Origin of the sequence: Halobacillus rhizosphaerae (genome assembly GCF_046719735.1) — a bacterium.
GTDB lineage: Bacteria > Bacillota > Bacilli > Bacillales > Halobacillaceae > Halobacillus_B > Halobacillus_B rhizosphaerae.
The window spans coordinates 162,247-179,579 of sequence record NZ_JAUTWQ010000006.1 but is presented as its reverse complement, the minus strand read 5'-3'; the positions used below and the strand labels follow the sequence as shown (position 1 = coordinate 179,579).

Below are 17,333 nucleotides of genomic sequence, written 5' to 3'. Positions count from 1 at the left end.
TTTTAAAAGAAACCCCATTCCGATAAATATTAAGCTCACGTGTTTCTCGCGTGAGCTTTTTTATTTTCTTAAGGATTGCTGCTTCCAGCATAGAAGCATATAGTTGCAAGTAAGGATAGGAGATAATAAGATAGATTCAAGATACATAGGGAGTGGGAGAATGAACTTTGTAGCGATCGATTTTGAAACAGCTAACTCTTCTAGATCCAGTGTTTGCTCAATTGGTTTAGTAGAATATCAGAATGGACGGTTGATTGATGAATACTATCAATTGGTGAAACCAAAGCAAAACTATTTCCATTCAATTAATATTGGCATTCATGGAATTACAGAAAACGATGTGAAAGATGAAAAAGAATTTGATCAATTGTGGCAAGAGGAGATTAAGCAAAGGGTGGAGGGCAAACTTGTCGTTGCCCACAACGCCAGCTTTGATATGAGTGTCCTGAGAAAGGTGCTGGATGAATACCAACTCCCTTACCCTGATCTGACTTATAATTGTACGGTAAATATAGCGAAGAAAACGTGGCCGCATTTAGGGCGCTTTAACCTAGATGCGCTTTCCAATTTTTTAAATATTTCTTTTGAACACCACCATGCTCTGGAGGATGCTCATGCGTGTGCTATTGTATTGTTACAAGCCTGTGAACATCACGATATCACCAGTGTTCAGGACTTAGAGGAAAGGACCCGTACAGAGAATGGACGATTATTTAAGACGGGCTACCAGCCGGCACGTGCTAGTAAGAGAAAAAGAAAAGAATCACGGTCCCGTTCGGTCCGCGATTATGTAGCAGCTTCCTCTGAAGTAGTTCCAAGTCAAACGCTCTTTAATAAATCAGTTGTCTTTACGGGTGCGCTTGAAAATCTACGAAGAAAAGATGCAGAAGAAAAAGTATTGAAAGGCGGAGGGTACTGCCTTGATACTGTGGATACCAAAACGAATTATGTCGTCATTGGCAATAAAGCGTATTCTAAAATGAAAGATGGAGAAAAAAGCAGTAAATTGAAACAAGCGGAGTGGCTGAAGGCAAAGGGATATCCGATTGAAATTATTTCCGAACAGCAATTTTTTTCACTCTTAAATAGTTAAGAATTAAAAGAATAGTAGTGAATTGAACGCCCCAGGAATAGCCTATCCCTGGGGCGTTTATTATGAATGGAAAAAAGTTCTTGTGTTTATTTCATTTAAGTAATATACTACATTACATCACTAATGCACTCATTTGGGAAGAAGGGAAGAATTTGATCCTTAACACCGGTGGAAATAAACCTATTTACATTCAGATAGCAGATTGGATTGAAAGCGAAATTTTAAATGGAAACTTAAAAGAGGATGAGAAGGTTTATTCACAATATAAACTGGCAGATATGTTCAACATCAATCCGGCCACAGCGGCCAAAGGTTTAACGAGGCTTGCTGAGGAAGGGGTGCTGTATGACAAACGGGGGCTTGGGAAATTCGTAGCGGCAAAGGCCAAGGTAATCATCACAGATAGACGGAAAAACCAGACGCTGAAGCAGCTTATGGAAGAAATTATTCAGGAGGGAAACCGGTTACACCTCTCGGAAGATGAGCTGATTGATTTATTAAAAGAAGTGAAACGTCAGGGGGAGAACTAACTATGGAAATAGTTAAGTGCAAAAAGCTAACGAAAAGCTATCAGCATTTCAATGTGTTAAATCAAGTATCTTTGACAATCACAGAAAATAAGATCGTAGGGTTAGTCGGGAGGAATGGAGCTGGTAAAACCACGCTGATGAAGATAATCGCCGGTTTAACTAGAGCCACATCGGGGGAAATCGAAGTTTTTTCTAAAAATCCTTTTAACAGCCTCCTGGTATCGGCCAATTCACTTTATCTAGATGATCGAATGGACTTTCCTGGGAGCTTAACCTTAGCTGAGATTCTTAAGGAAGCTAAACGCTTCTATTCCAACTGGGATCATGAGCTTGCGTTTCGTTTGTTTGATTACTTTGGTTTTGAAAATAGTCAATTTCATCAGAGTTTATCTAAAGGGAAAGAAAGCGTGTTTAATGCCATTATTGGAATAGCTTCTCGTTGTGCGCTCACGATTTTTGATGAACCGGCCACCGGGATGGATGCGGCTGCCCGGAAAGACTTTTACCGTGCGTTATTAAAAGACTATTTAGCTTACCCGCGGACGATTATTATTTCCAATCACCATTTTGAGGAGATGGAAGATCTCATTGAGGAAGTTATCCTGCTGCATAAAGGCGAAGTCTATTTGCAGCAGTCGGTGGAAGAGTTAAAAGAAAGCTGGATACGCCTGCAAGGAAGTAGAAATGTGGTGAATGCCTGGCTTGCAGGAAAACGAGTGTTAGAAGAACGTCAAGTATTGGAAGAGACTTATGCTGTTGCAGAAAACACTTACTCAGATGAAGAAATGATCAGCATGAAGCGAGAAGGAATTAAGGTGAGTCCTGTGTCTGCAAGCGAGATTCTTCTCTATTTAACAAAGGATGAAAAAGGAGGGGTAGATGATGTACTTAACGGAGACGCGCCTCAGTGAAATTGTAAAGAAACAATATAAATTCAAGTGGAATTCTTATAAAAGTGTGTTTAGCTCTCTTGTCATTATTCAACTCGTGGCAATTTTGTTTTCTTTAGGAGGAGTGAGGGGAGGAGGAATGAACACTGAATCGATAAAACTCGATTATACCTCTTATTCAGCGGACATAGTCATCATCTTCACTTTTTTATGGGGCCTGATGTCCTCCCTTTTATTGACTACTAAAGCTTACCGGCAGGATGATTTTATATTTGTAACGAATCGCTTCAGCAGCGTGATTTCATCTATCGCTTTTATTGTCACTGCAAGTGTTATAGGGGGGATAATGGCGGTTGGATCGGGGTATCTGCTGAGAGTGCTAGTCTATTATATATGGAGAGATCATCAAGTGGTCGATAATGGAATCTCTCACCAGCCGCTCCTATTGTTAATGGGAATCATAGCTACGATCCTATTTATTTTGCTCTTTAGTGCTATCGGTTACTTAGCCGGAATGATTATTCAGGTTCACAGAGTATTTGTGGTTGTTCTTTCTGCTTTATTTATCGGTTTCTTCTTTATACATGCCGAACAATTCTCTAAGGGGCTTTACCAGTTTTATTTTGAGGAATCGGCCTTTATCGTGTTTTTGAGCAAAATGATTGTTACGATAGGTATCCTGTTTTACTGTGCGATGCTGATTGCCAGTCGTTTGGAGGTGAAACGATGATTGTTGTCTTACTTGTGCTAGTAGTAATCATTTTTCTTGCAGCCGGAAGCTTTAAAAAAAGGTCCACACCAAGAAAAAGATTAAAATATAGAAGCAGTACCCTGTTGTTAAGTGGATATGCAGCTATATTATTGCTTGCTGTCCTGATTTCTTTTACGCTTCCTGACAAACAAAATGCAAATGCTGAAAGCCTGAGTTATGCTGAGGTGCAGGCGCAACGCATTAAGATGGAACGATTACTAAGAAGTGGAAAAACCTCAGAAGTATCCAATGAATATCTGAAAAAACAATGGGAATTTCCTTATGATAATAAAAAAATTACTCTTCACGATCCCTCGGATTATGGGATGTTAATGATTTATTTAGACAAAAAATCTAATAGTAAAAAAATAAAAGCTTCTTATTATCAAAGTCCTTCCCGTATTGAAGGGAGAAAAATCGATGAGCTTCCAATTCCTGAGGTAGAGGTAGCAGGAACGGTTATCAATGTTAATTACACAAATCCTGCAACACAACACTATTCCTTATTCCAGCACGAGTTTCCTTTTCAGCAATTCTCTGGGAATGAAAATCATGTTGATGTTAATTCGAATTCTTCTTTCGGTTCGTCCATTATGTATTTAGAGGTACCGGAAGAAGTAAAGGTAGACACAAATGCTGCTTACATTGTGGAAGTGCATTAAAGAAAAAATCCCCTTATTTCAGAACCCGAACCATGCTATCAATTGGTTTGGGTTCTTTTTATGCCATAAATGAATTTGTCAGCCAAAACTGAACGCTGATATCACTTTTACCCTTGAAAAGACACACTAGCTTAAGCTGGAAGCACACTTCTAGGCAGATATACATATGATTTTGGATAAAGAGGTGGTGAAGGATGAGGCACAACGCTGTAAACAAGGTACACGATCCTGTTGCAGTTGAACAAGAAGAATGGAAGAAAAGACAATTAAAAAATCGCTTTAAACAATTACTTACCATATCTTCGCCGATATTTATATTACTAGTGTGGGAGTTTTTATCCCGTACAGGTCTGGTAGATGCTCGTTTCTTCCCTCCGCCGAGTGAAATTGTCGGCACGTTTCTTACAATGGGCGCAAGCGGAGATCTATTCAGCCATATCGAGATTTCATTATTTAGGATTTTCGCTGGATTTTTGTTAGGGGTCATACCTGCCATCATTCTCGGTCTGCTGATGGGGCTGTATTCCCCGCTTCGGCATTTCTTTTCGCCGTTAATCATGGCGTTGATGCCCATACCGACGCTCGCTTTATTGCCGATTATTTTGATTATTTTTGGCGTTGGGGAAGTTTCTAAGATTGTGACGATTGCAGGCAGCGTGTTTTTCCCTGTGATCATTAATACGGTAGCCGGAGTCATCAACATCGACCGGATTTACCTGGATGTAGCAAAGAATTACGGAGCAAATCGCAGGGATTTCTTTTTCAAAATAGCGCTGCCGGGGGCACTTCCTGTCATGATTGAAGGAATCCAAATGGGGCAGGCGATCGCCTTATTAACCATCGTGGCCGCTGAAATGATGGGCGCTATTTCTGGAATAGGGTACTTAATCTGGACGTCATATAGTGCCTTCCTATTAAAAGAAATGTATGTCGGACTGGTGCTGATTTCTTTCTTTGGCTATCTATTTTCCTTGATATTAAGAGGGTTTGAGAAGAAACTGCTGCCATGGAGATAGAGGAGGGATGGGCATGCAGGACAATACCAAAATATCTCTGCAGAATCTAACGAAGGTTTTCTATAAGAAGGGCAGCAGTGTGACTGCCTTGAAGGAGATCAACATAGATGTCAAAGATGGGGAATTTGTATGTATCGTAGGACCAAGCGGATGCGGTAAAACAACGCTGCTTCGGATTCTGGCGGGGCTTGAGACGACGAGCGTCGGGGATTTCACGATTGCTCAAGGTAAGGAGAACCGGCCGCTCCAATCGATGGTTTTTCAAGAGCGAGGAGTCATACCCTGGTTAACGGTCGAAGAAAATGTGGCATTTGGACTTAAAATGAGGCACCTGCCTAAAAAGGTGGTGCAGGAAAGAACTCGGTACTATTTGGAGAAGGTAGGATTGGATAAATTCGCAAAGCTTTATCCAAAAGAACTCTCAGGTGGCATGAAGCAAAGAGTCAGCATTGCCCGGGCCTTTGCCAATGATCCGGAAATCTTATTAATGGATGAACCGTTTGCCGCACTTGATGAACAGAATAAATTCATTTTACAGGAAGAGTTGTTAAGTATTTGGGCGGAAACTAAGAAGACGGTGCTGTTTATTACCCATAGCATTGATGAAGCGCTGCTTCTTAGTGATCGGATTTTGTTAATGAGTGCTCAGCCTGGCAGAATTGTCGATGAGAAGACGATTGATCTGCCAAGACCGAGAACGATGGAGCAGGTGCGGGCAGACCAAGGGATGTCTCAGCATTTCGTGGAAATTTGGAACCATCTTCAAGCAGAGGTTCAAGGGTCTAGAATTTAGGCAGGAGGAGAAATGATGGTGAGAAACTGGAAGCTTTTATTAATCATTCCTATGTTGATGTTCGCCATGCTGATCAGCGGTTGTGGGAAGGATCAATCAAATGATAAGAATGCGATGAATGAAGAAATTCAAGTAAGTAAGGATAATCCTTCTGGAGATTTAGCCCCATTGAAGAAGAAAGCTACCGTAGTGATCGCGGAAGACGGGGCAGCATCTGGAGCGGGATTCTATATTGCTAAGGAGAAAGGCTACTTTGACGACTATAATATTGATGTGAAATTTACTCAGTTTGCCAACAGTGATGATATGCTCCCGGCTCTTGCTTCTGGAGAAGTAGACATTGCTGGAGGGATATCCACAGCTTCGTTTTTCAACGCTATTGCACAAGGGATAGATGTGAAAATCATTGCGGACAAAGGCCATTATATCAAAGGTAAATCGTATTTCTCCTTCGTGATTAGAAAAGATTTAGAAGGTAAGATCAATGATTATTCTGATTTAAAAGGCAAGCGAATTGCCGTTTCCTCTAGAAATGCCGTAGATGATTACATTTTCCATCAAATGCTTGAGTACGCAGGACTGACTGACGATGACGTGGAATTTGTACTTATGTCAGACTTCGGGAACATGCTGGCTTCGATGGCCAATGGTTCGATTGATGCAGCTCTGCAAATTGAGCCGTTGATTACTCAAGGTACTGAACAAGGCATTCATACGCGCTTAGGTGATGCCTCTGATTTTGCCCCAGATGCACAAATTGCCATGGTGCTCGGATCTCCAGAATTTGTTAAGGATGAACAGGATGTATCCCTGCGATTTATGGCTGCTTATTTAAAAGGAGTACGGGATTACAATGATGCCTTTATTAAAAATGAAGGAAAAGATGAAGTCATTAAGAGCATGACGAAGTACACCGCACTGAAAGATCCTAAACTTTGGGAAAAGGTTTCTGTAACCGGGCTTGATCCAGATGGAAAAATGTTTATTGATGATATTAAAAGCCAATATGACATGTATAAAGAAAATGGTGCAACAAGAGGAACGTTTGATTTCAATAAAGCCATTGATACGTCGATTACCGATAAAGCGGTTGAAGTTATAGGAGAATATAAAAAGTAAAGATAAAAAAGCCGCTGTCACAGAGAGACAGCGGCTTTTTTCAGGACTTATGGCTGGTTTTGGTTTGGGTGCGTAAAAATGAGATGACCCGTGATTTTAAGGGGTTTGCCCTGAAATCTAAATTTTGCTGTAAATCCTAATTGAACCTAGGCATACTGCTTAAGAAGCTGATACATTTTCTTACCTTCATCATTGAGCACACTGCCATTACCGCGGCAGGAATAGCATTCTTTCTCGTAACTCGTTTCCTCTACCGCCAGTTTCCAAGCTTGAGCCCCGTTTGCGTGATTTACCCGCTGGTAATGATCTACAAGCATGTTGGCTTTGCTATCATCGTATTCTTCATATTTTCCACTGCCGTGACAAAGAGGACAGACATTATAGAGCGTATTTAAATTTTGATTTTCCAATACGTACACATCCTTCATTTTTTATAATAATAAATTAAGATTGATTTTACGGAATATTCACACTAATTACAAGAGGAAAACATCCAATTTGTTAATATAAAAAAGAAAAAAAGTATTCAGGTACGTTTGTATAAGGTGTTCTTCCCTATCAATCTATGCATGATAAAACTTTTCAGACCCGTCAAATTCAGAGATTATTCTTAGAGGGAGTGGCAGCCATGATTAAGGTCGTGGATATACAAGATAAGCATTTAGAAGAGATACACAGCTGGGAATTGGATGAAGAACTTCAGGTTAAAACGGGTATTTCCCAGCCCAGGACGAGGGAACAATTTATGGATTCCTACGCTGCTTATTTCCGTGGTGAAAAGCCAAATCTTTATTTGAAGGCAATAGAAACCGATGGAATCTTGGCAGGTAAAGTGGAGCTGTTTTTATCCGATGAGAACTTCATTGGAATTGTGGTTGCCAATAAGAGGCGCAGGGGCATCGGGACCGAGGCGCTGCGAATATTTTTGCAGGAGATTAAACAGCTTAAGCGAGTGGAAAGTGTAAAGGCAGAAGTGTATGAAGATAATTGGGCAAGCCTTCAGTTTTTTATGAAAAACGGTTTTCGATTATCGCAAGAGCCTTCCTGGGAAATTTTTAGAGGGAGGCAAAGAAGGCTGTTCACTCTATCCAAAGAGATATAAATGAAAATTTAATGAAGTGTTAATTATAGATGAATTGGGTATGAACACAATAAATGGAAAATACAGGAGGTTAACCATGACACAGTTAAAAGCATTGTTTTTAAACGCGTCGTTGAAATCATCCGAGGAACCGTCTAATACGGCCGCTTTAGCTAAAGCGGTCAGTGACATATATGACCAGGAAGATGTGACCAGCGAGTTTGTCAGATTAGCAGATTATCATATTCCCTTTGGTGTGAGAGAAGACATGGGGGATGGAGACGAATGGCCGCAGATTTTTGAAAAAGTAATAGAAGCCGATATCGTTATTCTGGCTACTCCTATTTGGCTGGGAGAAAAAAGCAGTCTGGCCAAGGTTGCGATTGAAAGACTTGATGGAAGCAGCAGTGTAACTAATGAAAAAGGACAATCCATTTTCTACAATAAAGTTGCCGGCGTAGTGGTAACAGGAAATGAAGATGGCGGTAAGAAAGCAGCTTCGTCTATTTTGTATGCGTTATCTCACCTTGGTTTTATAATCCCGCCTAATGCGGATACCTATTGGGTGGGAGAAGCTGGGCCGGGTCCATCATTTGTAGAAGCGGAAGGACTCAAGAATGAGTTTACTAAAAAGCATGTAGAGATGCTTGCTTATAATACCATGCATTTAGCTCGAACATTCAAAAGTAACCCAATTCCGGCAGTGGGCAACACAATGGAATAAGTGATGTAAGGGAGAGGCTTCCAATAGGGAGCCTCTTTTTTTTAGGCTGTGTCAGCTCATGGTTTTTACCGATTAATAGTAGAGGAAGTGCTTAAAAGTGAGGGTAATCCAATGTTATACTTTTATCAAGGAGGATGGTCATGAATAACAAGAAACCAATAGTTAAAGGATTAGAGGTAGATCGCGAGACAAGGTGTGCCCACTACCATACAGAAGTTGATATTATTGCTATTAAGTTCTACTGCTGTCAGGAATACTATGCCTGTTATGATTGTCATGAGGAACTTGAGGACCATTCTCCGGAAAAGTGGCCGAAAGATAAATGGGAGCAGAAAGCGATTCTCTGTGGAAGTTGCGGAAAAGAACTTGCCATTCATACATATATGTCTGCTTCAGAATGTCCTCATTGTACACACCCATTTAATGAAAGGTGCAGCAACCATTTTCCTCTCTATTTTGATATGAACAATAAATAAACGATTCTTTGAGGTCAATAGTTGGGTTTGATGCTCTTTGCGTTCGTTTAATCACTCGATTTATTCCTCCTTGGAAAGACGGTTCTATTGAGGTTTTCTTGGAAATCAAATAAGAATCTCTATCGATGACAGCTAGTTTTATTTGTATGATGCCGAACGGGAGGCGATATTTAATTGATGGCCTATGTATTTGATTCCGTGAATTTTTTAAAATTAGGGCTCGTCCTCCTCGTCTACTTGGCCGGGTTCTGGTTTTTCCATCGAACTCTAAGTAAAAAACTTGGGGTGGAAAAGAAGAAGAGAGGATTTGCGAACCAATTTGTTAATAAAAGTCACATGGAGTACCACGTCTTCATAACCATTGTTTACGTCCTGTTTGTTCTATTTTTTGGAGCGGCTTATCCTGGGAAAGCGTATGTCCTGGAATATGTCATTCTCCTGTATGGTGCCGTCGTTCTCATTCTCCAGGCGATCATGGAGTGGAAACATGACAGTAACCGCCGTGCGTACCTTCTCCCGCTTTGTAACTTTGTATATCTGCTAAGCGGATATTTCTTCATTCAGCTAGTCCTATATTAAAAACTTCCGCAGCCCACTTCAAAAGGGCAAGCGAGCTGCAGAAGGTTTTGATTTCATTCGTTCATGATCAGCAAATTCATTTCTTCTACAATCGTTTCCCAAGCAGGATCTGATGTATCAATTAATTTGAAGTGCTCCGCTTCCGGCAGCTCCACAAACTTCACGAAATCCCCCGCGTTTTCTGCCGTTCTGTGATAATGATCACTTATTCCAATCGGTACATTAATATCCAAAGAACCATGTATTAAAACCTGGGGAACGCCTAAAGGGAGAAGCTCAATGGGCGATGTCTGCTTATACCTGACAGGCTGTTCTTCAGGAGTCCCAAGCAGAAGTTCGGCAACCGGATTATTCGCTTTTTGTGCCAACGTTTGATCTCTGAAGTTATGGACATCATACATCAGTTGTAAATCATTGACTCCGGCTAAACTGACCGCTCCTGAAACAGGGAGAGGCTTGTCCGTGGAGGTAAGTTCACTGTCTGCTGGCAGAGGGTGACGTCCAGCTAGCCACAAAGCGAGTTGTCCACCGGCTGAATGTCCGATCGTCACCACTTTATCTACTTGCAGGGGATGCGTTTCTGTAAGAGTAAATAGATGATCGGCTGCTCTTGCTACATCTAAAAGGGTTCCTGGCCACCCGCCACCCTCTTGTCCTACTCTCCTGTATTCAATGTTCCATGTAGCAAACCCTTCATCCGTTAAGGCTATTGCTGCCTTTTCAGTGCTCTCCAGAGTAAAAGGTTCTCTCCAGAATCCTCCGTGAATGACGATGGCAACTGGGTGCGGTCCACTTCCAGCGGGCAGGCGCAATTCACCGAATTGATTTTCGTTTTCTCCATAATAAATCTTTTCCATATGTATTCCTCCATTCTTAAATGTGCTGACACAAGATCACGGGCAATCCAGGGGGTACGGTTTTTCAACCTAAGTATCTCATATTATGGAGGAATGATTTAACCAAGGGGATCTTTTCTATTTACCAAACAGCTCATAGAAAATTAAAACGGCCTTTCTCCGATTGAATATCAGAGAAAGACCGTTTGACTGGTTGATAAGATTCATGCTGGTACTTAAGTTATTTATTTAATCTGAAATGCGCATTTAATTGACCTCGGAGCATATGTTCAATCACTCTTTCTTTATTTTCATGAAGCATATCTTCTTTGATTTCATAGGTCTGCACCCCTTCTTCCCGCTTATCGGCGATCTTCATCAGCAATTCCACATCCGCAAAGGAGTACTTTCTTGTTCCGCGTTTGGTCCGTTCAGGGAAAATTAACTCTCGTTCCTCATAGTAACGGATTTGACGTAAAGTCAGCCCGGTTAATTCATTCACCGTTCCAATCGAAATGACTTTCTTATCTTTATATGAAGACATAATTTCTCCTCCTTGAGTATCTTTTCTACTCAAACTTCAAGTGAAAAATGACTTACAATAATGATGTTAGGAAATATAACATGAATGATCTCACCTGTAACGATCCATGCGCTTAACGAGTGCCTCTAGTTCTGTTAAGGTTAGGGACTGAATCGTACCGTCCGTATCTTTAATGACTCCGCCATCCACTAATCTTTTAATATAGTACTGCTTCATTTTCTCAACGGCATTTCGTAAGTAATTGATTTTCACAATCTTCACCTCTGTTTTTTGGTATTTATAACGGTTTATTAAACGACGGGCTCTTTTTTAATGGACGTGGGGTTTCAAATGCTTCACGGTGAATATGTTTCTTTCCTTTCTGTGTTGTTTGTTATATAAAGGTTAAAGGAATTTGTCATTTATGTCACTTGTTATGTGAGGAAATCTAACATAAATTATTTTTTGTTTCATTTATTTTGAGAGTTAATCTAACAATAGGAAGATATTGTTCAAAAAACTTCCTCCTAAATTAACTAAAATTTATCAAGGGATGGTAAAAGGAGAAGAAATTAGGGTAACTACATAAAGTGGTTGATCAATACAAGGAGAAAGGAGAATGAAAATGTGGGCGAAACATCCATTTTTTAAATATATTACGGGCGCAATTCTGGTCTTGTTATTTGCCTATTTATTAGCTAAGCTCGATTTGTTTACACCGGTGAAAACCATCATTAGTACGCTATTTTACCCGATATTAATTGCGGGATTTCTTTTTTACATTCTTCGTCCGATTGTCAGATGGCTGGCAGGAAGACTTTACCTGCCTGTTTCATTGGCGATTTTAGTGGTGTTTGGAGCGATAGGAGGATTAGGTTATGCTGCTTTCCGCTTACTGTCTGGAACTATTAAAGAGCAGGTGAATAATATTTCCCAACTTCCTCAGCAGCTTAAAGAGACAGCTCAGAAAACAAAAGAGAATATTGAGCAAAATGATATGGGGATGATCTCCACTCACTCGCTTACCAATAAGATTACGCATTATTTTGGGGGCATTACGCAAACAATTGGTGATCATTTAACGCAAATTGTCAGTGCTTTAACAGGAATGACGACCGTACTGGTGATTGTACCTTTTGTCCTTTTTTATTTTCTTAAAGACGGGGATCGTTTAGTTCCGTTTCTATTGAGAGCTATTCCTGAAAAACATGTAGAAGAAGGGAAGAGTTTACTGAGAAAAATCGACCAGACTCTGGCGGCTTACACGATTGGCCAAGTTACAGTAGCAATCGTAGATGGTATTCTTATGTATATTGGTTATCTCATTATCGGATTGGATTACGGTTTGATCCTTGCGATATTTGTTACCTTAACCGCTGTGGTACCGTTCTTCGGTCCTATCATTGGGATTATTCCCGCTATTGTGGTGGCGCTGATGCAGGATCCGATGATGGCGCTTTATGTTCTCGGAGTTATGGTCATTGTTCAGCAGCTGGAAGGGAATCTAGTTGCCCCTGTCGTACTTGGGAGCAAACTTAACTTGCATCCTTTGACAATTATCTTCTTATTAATTGTTGCCGCTGCCCTGAAAGGATTCGTCGGAATGTTAATTGCCATTCCTTTATATTCTGTTATTAAAGTATTAGTGAAGTATCTATACCACTTTTTCAAACTGCGGTCTTCGCCTGAATAGTGAAAGAGCTCCTGCCGAATAACAGGAGCTCTTTTTATTATTTAACTAATTTCATATTAATTTCATGATCTTTGATTTCTGCTTTAGGTAAGAGGATTTTTTCAAAATCAAAGGCGCTTCTTTCAATGCCGGCTGATACTTTATTTGGGAAATCTGGGTTAGCAAGAGCACTAGTTGCGAGAGAAACATAGTCAGCTTCGTTTTCACGAATTGTCCTTTCCGCTTTTTCTGGATCTCCCAGCTTTCCATTAGCAATTACCGGTAAACCGCCAAATTCTTTCGCTGCTGCAGCTAAAGTTCGTGTGCCGTTTCCGAAAGATGGTGCCGTCCCATCTCCATCAGTTACATGAATATAATCCAAGGAAGTTTTCCCGAGTGTAGAGAAGAGGTATTCGGCATCTTTCTCCCCACCGGCCCATTTATGGTCTGCATCAGCAACTTTTCCCTGGGATATACGGATACCGACCATATATTGTTCCCCAACTGCGGTGCGAACTTCCTCAATAACTTCCAAAAGCAGACGAATTCTATTCTCCAGAGATCCCCCGTATTCATCAGTACGCTGATTTAAATAATCGGTTAGAAACTGATCAAGGAGATAACCATTGGCTCCGTGAAGCTCGATCCCATCGAATCCTGCTTCTTTTGCATGAAGGGCACTCTGTACAAAGGCTTCTTTTACCTTCTCGATGTCTTGCTTACTCATTTCCATTGGCTTTTGAAAGGGGCCGGACCCGCCGTAAAAGCCTAACTGTTCACCTTTTGGTGCTATGGAGGATGGAGCGATGGTTTCACTCTCATAAGCATTTCCCTGGCTTTGCCCGCCAGCATGCATGAGTTGTGCGATAAATGTGGTTCCGTGTTTCTTTACAGCATCTACGACTGGTTTCCAGGATTCTGCTTGTGCTGCATTGGCAAGGCCGGGCTGGTTTTCATACCCTTGGCTGTACGTTTCATCTAGATAAATTCCTTCAGAAATCACAGCAGAAAACCCGCCGATTGCAAAACGTTCATAGTAATGCTTCATCGTTTCGTTAGCTTGGCCGTTGTTGTCGGCGCTGATGCGGGTCATAGGCGCGACAACAAATCGATTGTTTAACGTTTCATTTTTAAGTTGAGTAGCTGAAAATAAAGAACGTTCCTTCATGTGAACACATCCTTTCTTAAGGCTTTCATGACTAATAGTAAAGACTTCCAAGGATTAAATACAAGAAATCCGCTTGTCTTTACACGAAGGTTATTCTACACTTAGTGTTTGTGTAGTATTTCGGGGAAACCTTTAATGTAACAGCTAACCGGCTGAAGCAGGGCCGCCGATTAGAAGCAGAATTAAAGGAGAGGATAAAGAAAGCTCTATCCATCGATAAAACATTTTACTTTTGATTTCCAGCTTAATCTTTTAATATGGATGGTGTGATTTTAAATCAATGCCGTGATAAAACATTAAATGATCAAAAGTATATAAGAAAGTGGAGGAAAAGCAATTGGAATCTATGACGTTTGTATTATTTGGAGCCACGGGTGATTTAGCTAAGCGAAAAATTTATCCGGCTCTATTTAATTTATACATGGATAAGATGATGCCCGAAGCCATTTCGATTATAGGATTAGGAAGAAGAGAATGGAGTCATGAAACCCTTCAAGCCCATGTGAAAGAAGCGGTGCATACTTACTCTGACCACGAGGCAGACAGTGAGAGTATGGAAAGCTTTCTGCAGAATTTCCGCTATTGCTCATTGAACGTGACGGATCCTGAGGATTATTTTAAACTTGAAGATTTAATGCTTCAGAGAGAAGAAGAGCTTAACATCGTTCAAAACCGTTTATTTTACTTATCTGTTGCTCCTAAATTCTTTGAAGTGATTGCCGCAAATATTAAGGAAAGCGGACTGAGCCAGACAAACGGCTGGAAACGATTAATTATAGAAAAGCCATTTGGAAATGATTTAGAGACAGCTCGAGAATTAAATAGAAATCTTAGTGAGGCATTTAATGAAGAAGAAATATTCAGGATTGATCACTATCTTGGGAAGCCGATGATTCAGAATTTAGAAACCCTTGAATTTGCCAATCCTGTGCTTCAGTCGCTTTGGAATAATCAATACATTTCTAATGTGCAGATTACGGCGAGTGAAACGGTTGGCGTTGAGAAGCGTGCGGGATACTATGATCAGTCAGGGGCCGTTCGTGACATGCTCCAAAATCATATGCTGCAAATGCTAATGATGACAGCTATGCATGTTCCTCAGAAGATCAGCCCGGAACAAATCCGAGAAGTTAAGAAAAATGTCATGGAAGCTTTAGAACCTTTACAAGAAGATACCTTGGAAGAACAAGTCGTGCGCGGCCAGTATACCCGCGGCGATATTGATGGAGAGGAAGTAAACGCCTATACAGAGGAGACAGGCGTCAGCGCTTCTTCACAAAATGACACCTTTGTGGCAGCAAAATTGAATATTAACAATAGCTTCTGGCAAGGGGTGCCCTTTTACTTAAGAACAGGAAAACGGCTTGCCCAAAAATCAACGCGTATTGTTATTGAGTTCAAGAATCCATTGAAGGGTCTTTACGATCAGGAGGAAGAACAAACTTCCCCTAATTTGCTTACCATTGAAATCAATCCCAATGAGAGTATCACTTTGCAGATTAACAGTAAGAATCTGCTCAGAGACGGAAAGATTGAACCGGTAAATATTAACTTCTCAGCTAATGACAAGCATTTACCGCAAGCGTATGAGCTGTTAATATATGATGCGATGCTTGGGGATCCGACTTTCTTTGCTCACTGGGATGAAGTAGAATTATCCTGGAAATGGGTTCAACCCATTTTAGACGCATTCAAACAGAATACTGTACCACTTCATTTGTATGAAGCAGGTACAATGGGACCGGATGCAGCAGAGCAGTTAGTAGAGAAAGACGGCTTTAAGTGGTGGTAAACACCCTTCCCTTATATAGAGGAAATTTTCAAGAATAAAGGAGTAGCAAACATGAAAATAGGCATGATTGGTTTAGGAAATATGGGCTTTAACTTAGCTCAGAACTTAATGAATAATGGAAATGAAGTAGTTGCCTTTGATGTAAACCCTCAGTCAGTAGAAAGGTTAGCAGAATACGGTGCGGCAGGAGTTTCTAGTTTAGAAGAACTAGTCACCTCTTTAGAATCACCAAGAGTCGTCTGGATGATGGTTCCTCACACCGTGGTCGATTCGATCATCGACGACCTTATTCCTCTATTAAATAAAGGGGATGTATTGATTGATGGCGGAAACACCTTTTATGAGAAAACGGTGGAAAGAAGCCAGCATTTGGAGACAAAAGGGATACATTTCATAGGAGCAGGTGTTTCCGGGGGAGAAGAAGGTGCGTTGAAAGGACCTTCTCTAATGCCAGGAGGCCAGGAAGAAGCTTATGAAATTGTAAAACCTATCTTTGAATCCATTGCTGCTCAAGCAGATGGTGTTCCTTGTACGACCTATATCGGCTCTGATGGAGCGGGTCATTATGTAAAAATGGTCCATAATGGCATTGAATATGGCGACATGCAATTGATTTCAGAGGCGTACTATATTTTGAAAAATATTGTTGGACTCTCTGCACAAGAACTTCATGAAGTGTTCTCTGAATGGAATAAAGGTGAACTAGATAGCTACTTAATTGAAATTACCGCAGATATTTTCACCAAAGTTGATGAGGAAACGGGAAAACCTCTCGTTGATGTTATTCTTGATACAGCTGGACAAAAGGGAACAGGAAAGTGGACAAGCGTGAATGCGCTTGAATTGGGCGTTCCTCTACCTATTATTACGGAATCCGTATTTGCACGTTTCATTTCTGCTATGAAAGAAGAACGAGTGAAAGCTTCTTCCATTCTGAGCGGACCTGAGATTCCAGAGTTCTCTGGTGATAAACAAAAAGTAATTGAAGCCGTTAGACAAGCACTTTATTTAAGTAAAATTTGTTCTTACGCTCAAGGATTTGCTCAAATGCGTGCGGCATCCGTTGAAAAAGACTGGAATCTTGACTACGGTAATATTGCTATGATCTTCAGAGGTGGTTGTATCATTCGTGCTCAATTCTTGCAAAAGATTAAAGAAGCTTATGATCGTGAAGAAGATATTAGCAATTTACTGCTTGATCCATATTTTAGAGGTGTAACGGAATCGTATCAATCTTCCTTGCGTGATGTGGTCTCATTAGCCATCCAGCGTGGAGTTCCAGTGCCGGCGCTCTCTGGAGCATTAGCTTATTTTGACAGCTATCGCTCTGAACGTCTTCCTGCGAACCTGTTGCAGGCTCAACGCGACTATTTTGGGGGACATACCTATCAGCGTATTGATAAAGAAGGTACGTTTCACACGGAATGGCTTAAAAAATAAAGGTTGAAACTGAATCTAAATAAAAAAAGGAATGAGCTCCCTAAAGCGTCATTCCTTGTAGTATACCCTGAAGTCTAACAAGGCTTCAGGGTTTTAATTATATTTAATTTTTACTAAGTGGTTGAATGGGGGGTTAACCTACAGATGGGAAGGTGACTTGTTTCTACTCAGCAAAAGGTTCTAACATT

The 17,333-nt window shown here is 40.7% G+C and carries 20 protein-coding genes; 15 read left to right on the top strand and 5 right to left on the bottom strand.

Going from position 1 to position 17,333, the window contains the following annotated elements; all coding sequences use genetic code 11:
- Positions 1-160: 160 nt before the first annotated feature.
- From Q7A53_RS08645 to Q7A53_RS08610, 8 genes are all read left to right on the top strand, one after another.
- Positions 161-1,093 carry an exonuclease domain-containing protein gene (locus Q7A53_RS08645; protein WP_411788747.1) on the top strand — a complete coding sequence of 311 codons (933 nt, stop codon included), beginning with the start codon at positions 161-163 and terminating at the stop codon, positions 1,091-1,093.
- 62 nt (positions 1,094-1,155) lie between these two features.
- Positions 1,156-1,623, top strand: coding sequence for a GntR family transcriptional regulator (locus Q7A53_RS08640; RefSeq protein WP_411788746.1), 468 nt, complete (start codon positions 1,156-1,158; stop codon positions 1,621-1,623).
- Positions 1,624-1,625: 2 nt separating this feature from the next.
- Positions 1,626-2,534: an ATP-binding cassette domain-containing protein gene (locus Q7A53_RS08635; protein WP_411788745.1), complete on the top strand. Its 909-nt coding sequence runs from the start codon at positions 1,626-1,628 to the stop codon at positions 2,532-2,534.
- On the top strand, positions 2,503-3,243 hold the full coding sequence (locus tag Q7A53_RS08630) for a hypothetical protein (protein WP_411788744.1): 741 nt from the start codon (positions 2,503-2,505) through the stop codon (positions 3,241-3,243). The genes Q7A53_RS08635 and Q7A53_RS08630 overlap by 32 nt, the downstream gene beginning before the upstream one ends.
- Entirely contained in the window at positions 3,240-3,926 is a 687-nt protein-coding gene (locus Q7A53_RS08625; RefSeq protein ID WP_411788743.1) for a hypothetical protein, read from the top strand. The genes Q7A53_RS08630 and Q7A53_RS08625 overlap by 4 nt, the downstream gene beginning before the upstream one ends.
- Positions 3,927-4,120: 194 nt before the next feature.
- Complete coding sequence (locus Q7A53_RS08620; RefSeq protein WP_411788742.1) at positions 4,121-4,942, top strand: ABC transporter permease; 822 nt, start codon at positions 4,121-4,123, stop codon at positions 4,940-4,942.
- A gap of 13 nt (positions 4,943-4,955) precedes the next feature.
- Positions 4,956-5,735 (top strand): ABC transporter ATP-binding protein, encoded by a 780-nt coding sequence (locus Q7A53_RS08615; protein WP_411788741.1) that lies wholly within the window; start codon positions 4,956-4,958, stop codon positions 5,733-5,735.
- A gap of 15 nt (positions 5,736-5,750) precedes the next feature.
- Positions 5,751-6,854 (top strand): ABC transporter substrate-binding protein, encoded by a 1,104-nt coding sequence (locus tag Q7A53_RS08610; protein ID WP_411788740.1) that lies wholly within the window; start codon positions 5,751-5,753, stop codon positions 6,852-6,854.
- Between the two features lie 146 nt (positions 6,855-7,000).
- Here Q7A53_RS08610 and Q7A53_RS08605 read toward each other — a convergent pair whose 3' ends face one another.
- Positions 7,001-7,273 (bottom strand): hypothetical protein, encoded by a 273-nt coding sequence (locus Q7A53_RS08605; protein WP_411788739.1) that lies wholly within the window; start codon positions 7,271-7,273, stop codon positions 7,001-7,003.
- A gap of 209 nt (positions 7,274-7,482) precedes the next feature.
- Here Q7A53_RS08605 and Q7A53_RS08600 point away from each other — a divergent pair, with 209 nt between their 5' ends.
- The 4 genes from Q7A53_RS08600 to Q7A53_RS08585 all read left to right on the top strand — a co-directional run bounded on the left by Q7A53_RS08600 (position 7,483) and on the right by Q7A53_RS08585 (position 9,714).
- The gene (locus Q7A53_RS08600) at positions 7,483-7,956 is read left to right on the top strand and encodes a GNAT family N-acetyltransferase (protein ID WP_411788738.1); all 474 of its coding nucleotides are present in this window, start codon (positions 7,483-7,485) and stop codon (positions 7,954-7,956) included.
- A 76-nt stretch (positions 7,957-8,032) separates the two neighbouring features.
- On the top strand, positions 8,033-8,659 hold the full coding sequence (locus Q7A53_RS08595; RefSeq protein ID WP_411788737.1) for a flavodoxin family protein: 627 nt from the start codon (positions 8,033-8,035) through the stop codon (positions 8,657-8,659).
- A 140-nt stretch (positions 8,660-8,799) separates the two neighbouring features.
- A complete protein-coding gene (locus Q7A53_RS08590; protein ID WP_411788736.1) occupies positions 8,800-9,135 on the top strand; it encodes a CHY zinc finger protein in 336 nt (111 codons plus the stop codon).
- Positions 9,136-9,312: 177 nt separating this feature from the next.
- Entirely contained in the window at positions 9,313-9,714 is a 402-nt protein-coding gene (locus tag Q7A53_RS08585; RefSeq protein WP_411788945.1) for a DUF4181 domain-containing protein, read from the top strand.
- Between the two features lie 53 nt (positions 9,715-9,767).
- Here Q7A53_RS08585 and Q7A53_RS08580 read toward each other — a convergent pair whose 3' ends face one another.
- The 3 genes from Q7A53_RS08580 to Q7A53_RS08570 form a co-directional block, all read right to left on the bottom strand.
- Positions 9,768-10,571 (bottom strand): alpha/beta hydrolase family protein, encoded by an 804-nt coding sequence (locus tag Q7A53_RS08580; protein WP_411788735.1) that lies wholly within the window; start codon positions 10,569-10,571, stop codon positions 9,768-9,770.
- A 220-nt stretch (positions 10,572-10,791) separates the two neighbouring features.
- Positions 10,792-11,094: a MerR family transcriptional regulator gene (locus tag Q7A53_RS08575; protein WP_411788734.1), complete on the bottom strand. Its 303-nt coding sequence runs from the start codon at positions 11,092-11,094 to the stop codon at positions 10,792-10,794.
- 90 nt (positions 11,095-11,184) lie between these two features.
- Positions 11,185-11,346, bottom strand: a complete 162-nt coding sequence (locus Q7A53_RS08570; RefSeq protein ID WP_411788733.1) for a Fur-regulated basic protein FbpA — start codon at positions 11,344-11,346, stop codon at positions 11,185-11,187.
- Positions 11,347-11,692: 346 nt separating this feature from the next.
- Here Q7A53_RS08570 and Q7A53_RS08565 point away from each other — a divergent pair, with 346 nt between their 5' ends.
- Positions 11,693-12,766 carry an AI-2E family transporter gene (locus Q7A53_RS08565; RefSeq protein ID WP_411788732.1) on the top strand — a complete coding sequence of 358 codons (1,074 nt, stop codon included), beginning with the start codon at positions 11,693-11,695 and terminating at the stop codon, positions 12,764-12,766.
- 37 nt (positions 12,767-12,803) lie between these two features.
- On the opposite strand, the gene Q7A53_RS08560 is transcribed toward Q7A53_RS08565, so the two are convergent.
- Positions 12,804-13,913, bottom strand: coding sequence for an oxidoreductase (locus Q7A53_RS08560; RefSeq protein ID WP_411788731.1), 1,110 nt, complete (start codon positions 13,911-13,913; stop codon positions 12,804-12,806).
- A 337-nt stretch (positions 13,914-14,250) separates the two neighbouring features.
- On the opposite strand from Q7A53_RS08560, the gene zwf reads away from it, so the two are divergent.
- Complete coding sequence (gene zwf / locus Q7A53_RS08555) at positions 14,251-15,705, top strand: glucose-6-phosphate dehydrogenase (protein WP_411788730.1); 1,455 nt, start codon at positions 14,251-14,253, stop codon at positions 15,703-15,705.
- Positions 15,706-15,756: 51 nt separating this feature from the next.
- Positions 15,757-17,145, top strand: coding sequence for an NADP-dependent phosphogluconate dehydrogenase (gndA, locus tag Q7A53_RS08550; protein WP_411788729.1), 1,389 nt, complete (start codon positions 15,757-15,759; stop codon positions 17,143-17,145).
- Positions 17,146-17,333: the final 188 nt, after the last annotated feature.

What these genes read in the sequence shown, in the direction of transcription:
- Q7A53_RS08645 (WP_411788747.1), top strand. Translation starts at nt 161, where the DNA reads ATGAACTTTGTAGCGATCGATTTTGAAACAGCTAACTCTTCTAGATCC.
- Q7A53_RS08640 (WP_411788746.1), top strand. Translation starts at nt 1,156, where the DNA reads ATGAATGGAAAAAAGTTCTTGTGTTTATTTCATTTAAGTAATATACTA.
- Q7A53_RS08635 (WP_411788745.1), top strand. Translation starts at nt 1,626, where the DNA reads ATGGAAATAGTTAAGTGCAAAAAGCTAACGAAAAGCTATCAGCATTTC.
- Q7A53_RS08630 (WP_411788744.1), top strand. Translation starts at nt 2,503, where the DNA reads ATGATGTACTTAACGGAGACGCGCCTCAGTGAAATTGTAAAGAAACAA.
- Q7A53_RS08625 (WP_411788743.1), top strand. Translation starts at nt 3,240, where the DNA reads ATGATTGTTGTCTTACTTGTGCTAGTAGTAATCATTTTTCTTGCAGCC.
- Q7A53_RS08620 (WP_411788742.1), top strand. Translation starts at nt 4,121, where the DNA reads ATGAGGCACAACGCTGTAAACAAGGTACACGATCCTGTTGCAGTTGAA.
- Q7A53_RS08615 (WP_411788741.1), top strand. Translation starts at nt 4,956, where the DNA reads ATGCAGGACAATACCAAAATATCTCTGCAGAATCTAACGAAGGTTTTC.
- Q7A53_RS08610 (WP_411788740.1), top strand. Translation starts at nt 5,751, where the DNA reads ATGGTGAGAAACTGGAAGCTTTTATTAATCATTCCTATGTTGATGTTC.
- Q7A53_RS08600 (WP_411788738.1), top strand. Translation starts at nt 7,483, where the DNA reads ATGATTAAGGTCGTGGATATACAAGATAAGCATTTAGAAGAGATACAC.
- Q7A53_RS08595 (WP_411788737.1), top strand. Translation starts at nt 8,033, where the DNA reads ATGACACAGTTAAAAGCATTGTTTTTAAACGCGTCGTTGAAATCATCC.
- Q7A53_RS08590 (WP_411788736.1), top strand. Translation starts at nt 8,800, where the DNA reads ATGAATAACAAGAAACCAATAGTTAAAGGATTAGAGGTAGATCGCGAG.
- Q7A53_RS08585 (WP_411788945.1), top strand. Translation starts at nt 9,313, where the DNA reads ATGGCCTATGTATTTGATTCCGTGAATTTTTTAAAATTAGGGCTCGTC.
- Q7A53_RS08580 (WP_411788735.1), bottom strand. Translation starts at nt 10,571, where the DNA reads ATGGAAAAGATTTATTATGGAGAAAACGAAAATCAATTCGGTGAATTG.
- Q7A53_RS08575 (WP_411788734.1), bottom strand. Translation starts at nt 11,094, where the DNA reads ATGTCTTCATATAAAGATAAGAAAGTCATTTCGATTGGAACGGTGAAT.
- Q7A53_RS08565 (WP_411788732.1), top strand. Translation starts at nt 11,693, where the DNA reads ATGAAAATGTGGGCGAAACATCCATTTTTTAAATATATTACGGGCGCA.
- Q7A53_RS08560 (WP_411788731.1), bottom strand. Translation starts at nt 13,913, where the DNA reads ATGAAGGAACGTTCTTTATTTTCAGCTACTCAACTTAAAAATGAAACG.
- gndA (WP_411788729.1), top strand. Translation starts at nt 15,757, where the DNA reads ATGAAAATAGGCATGATTGGTTTAGGAAATATGGGCTTTAACTTAGCT.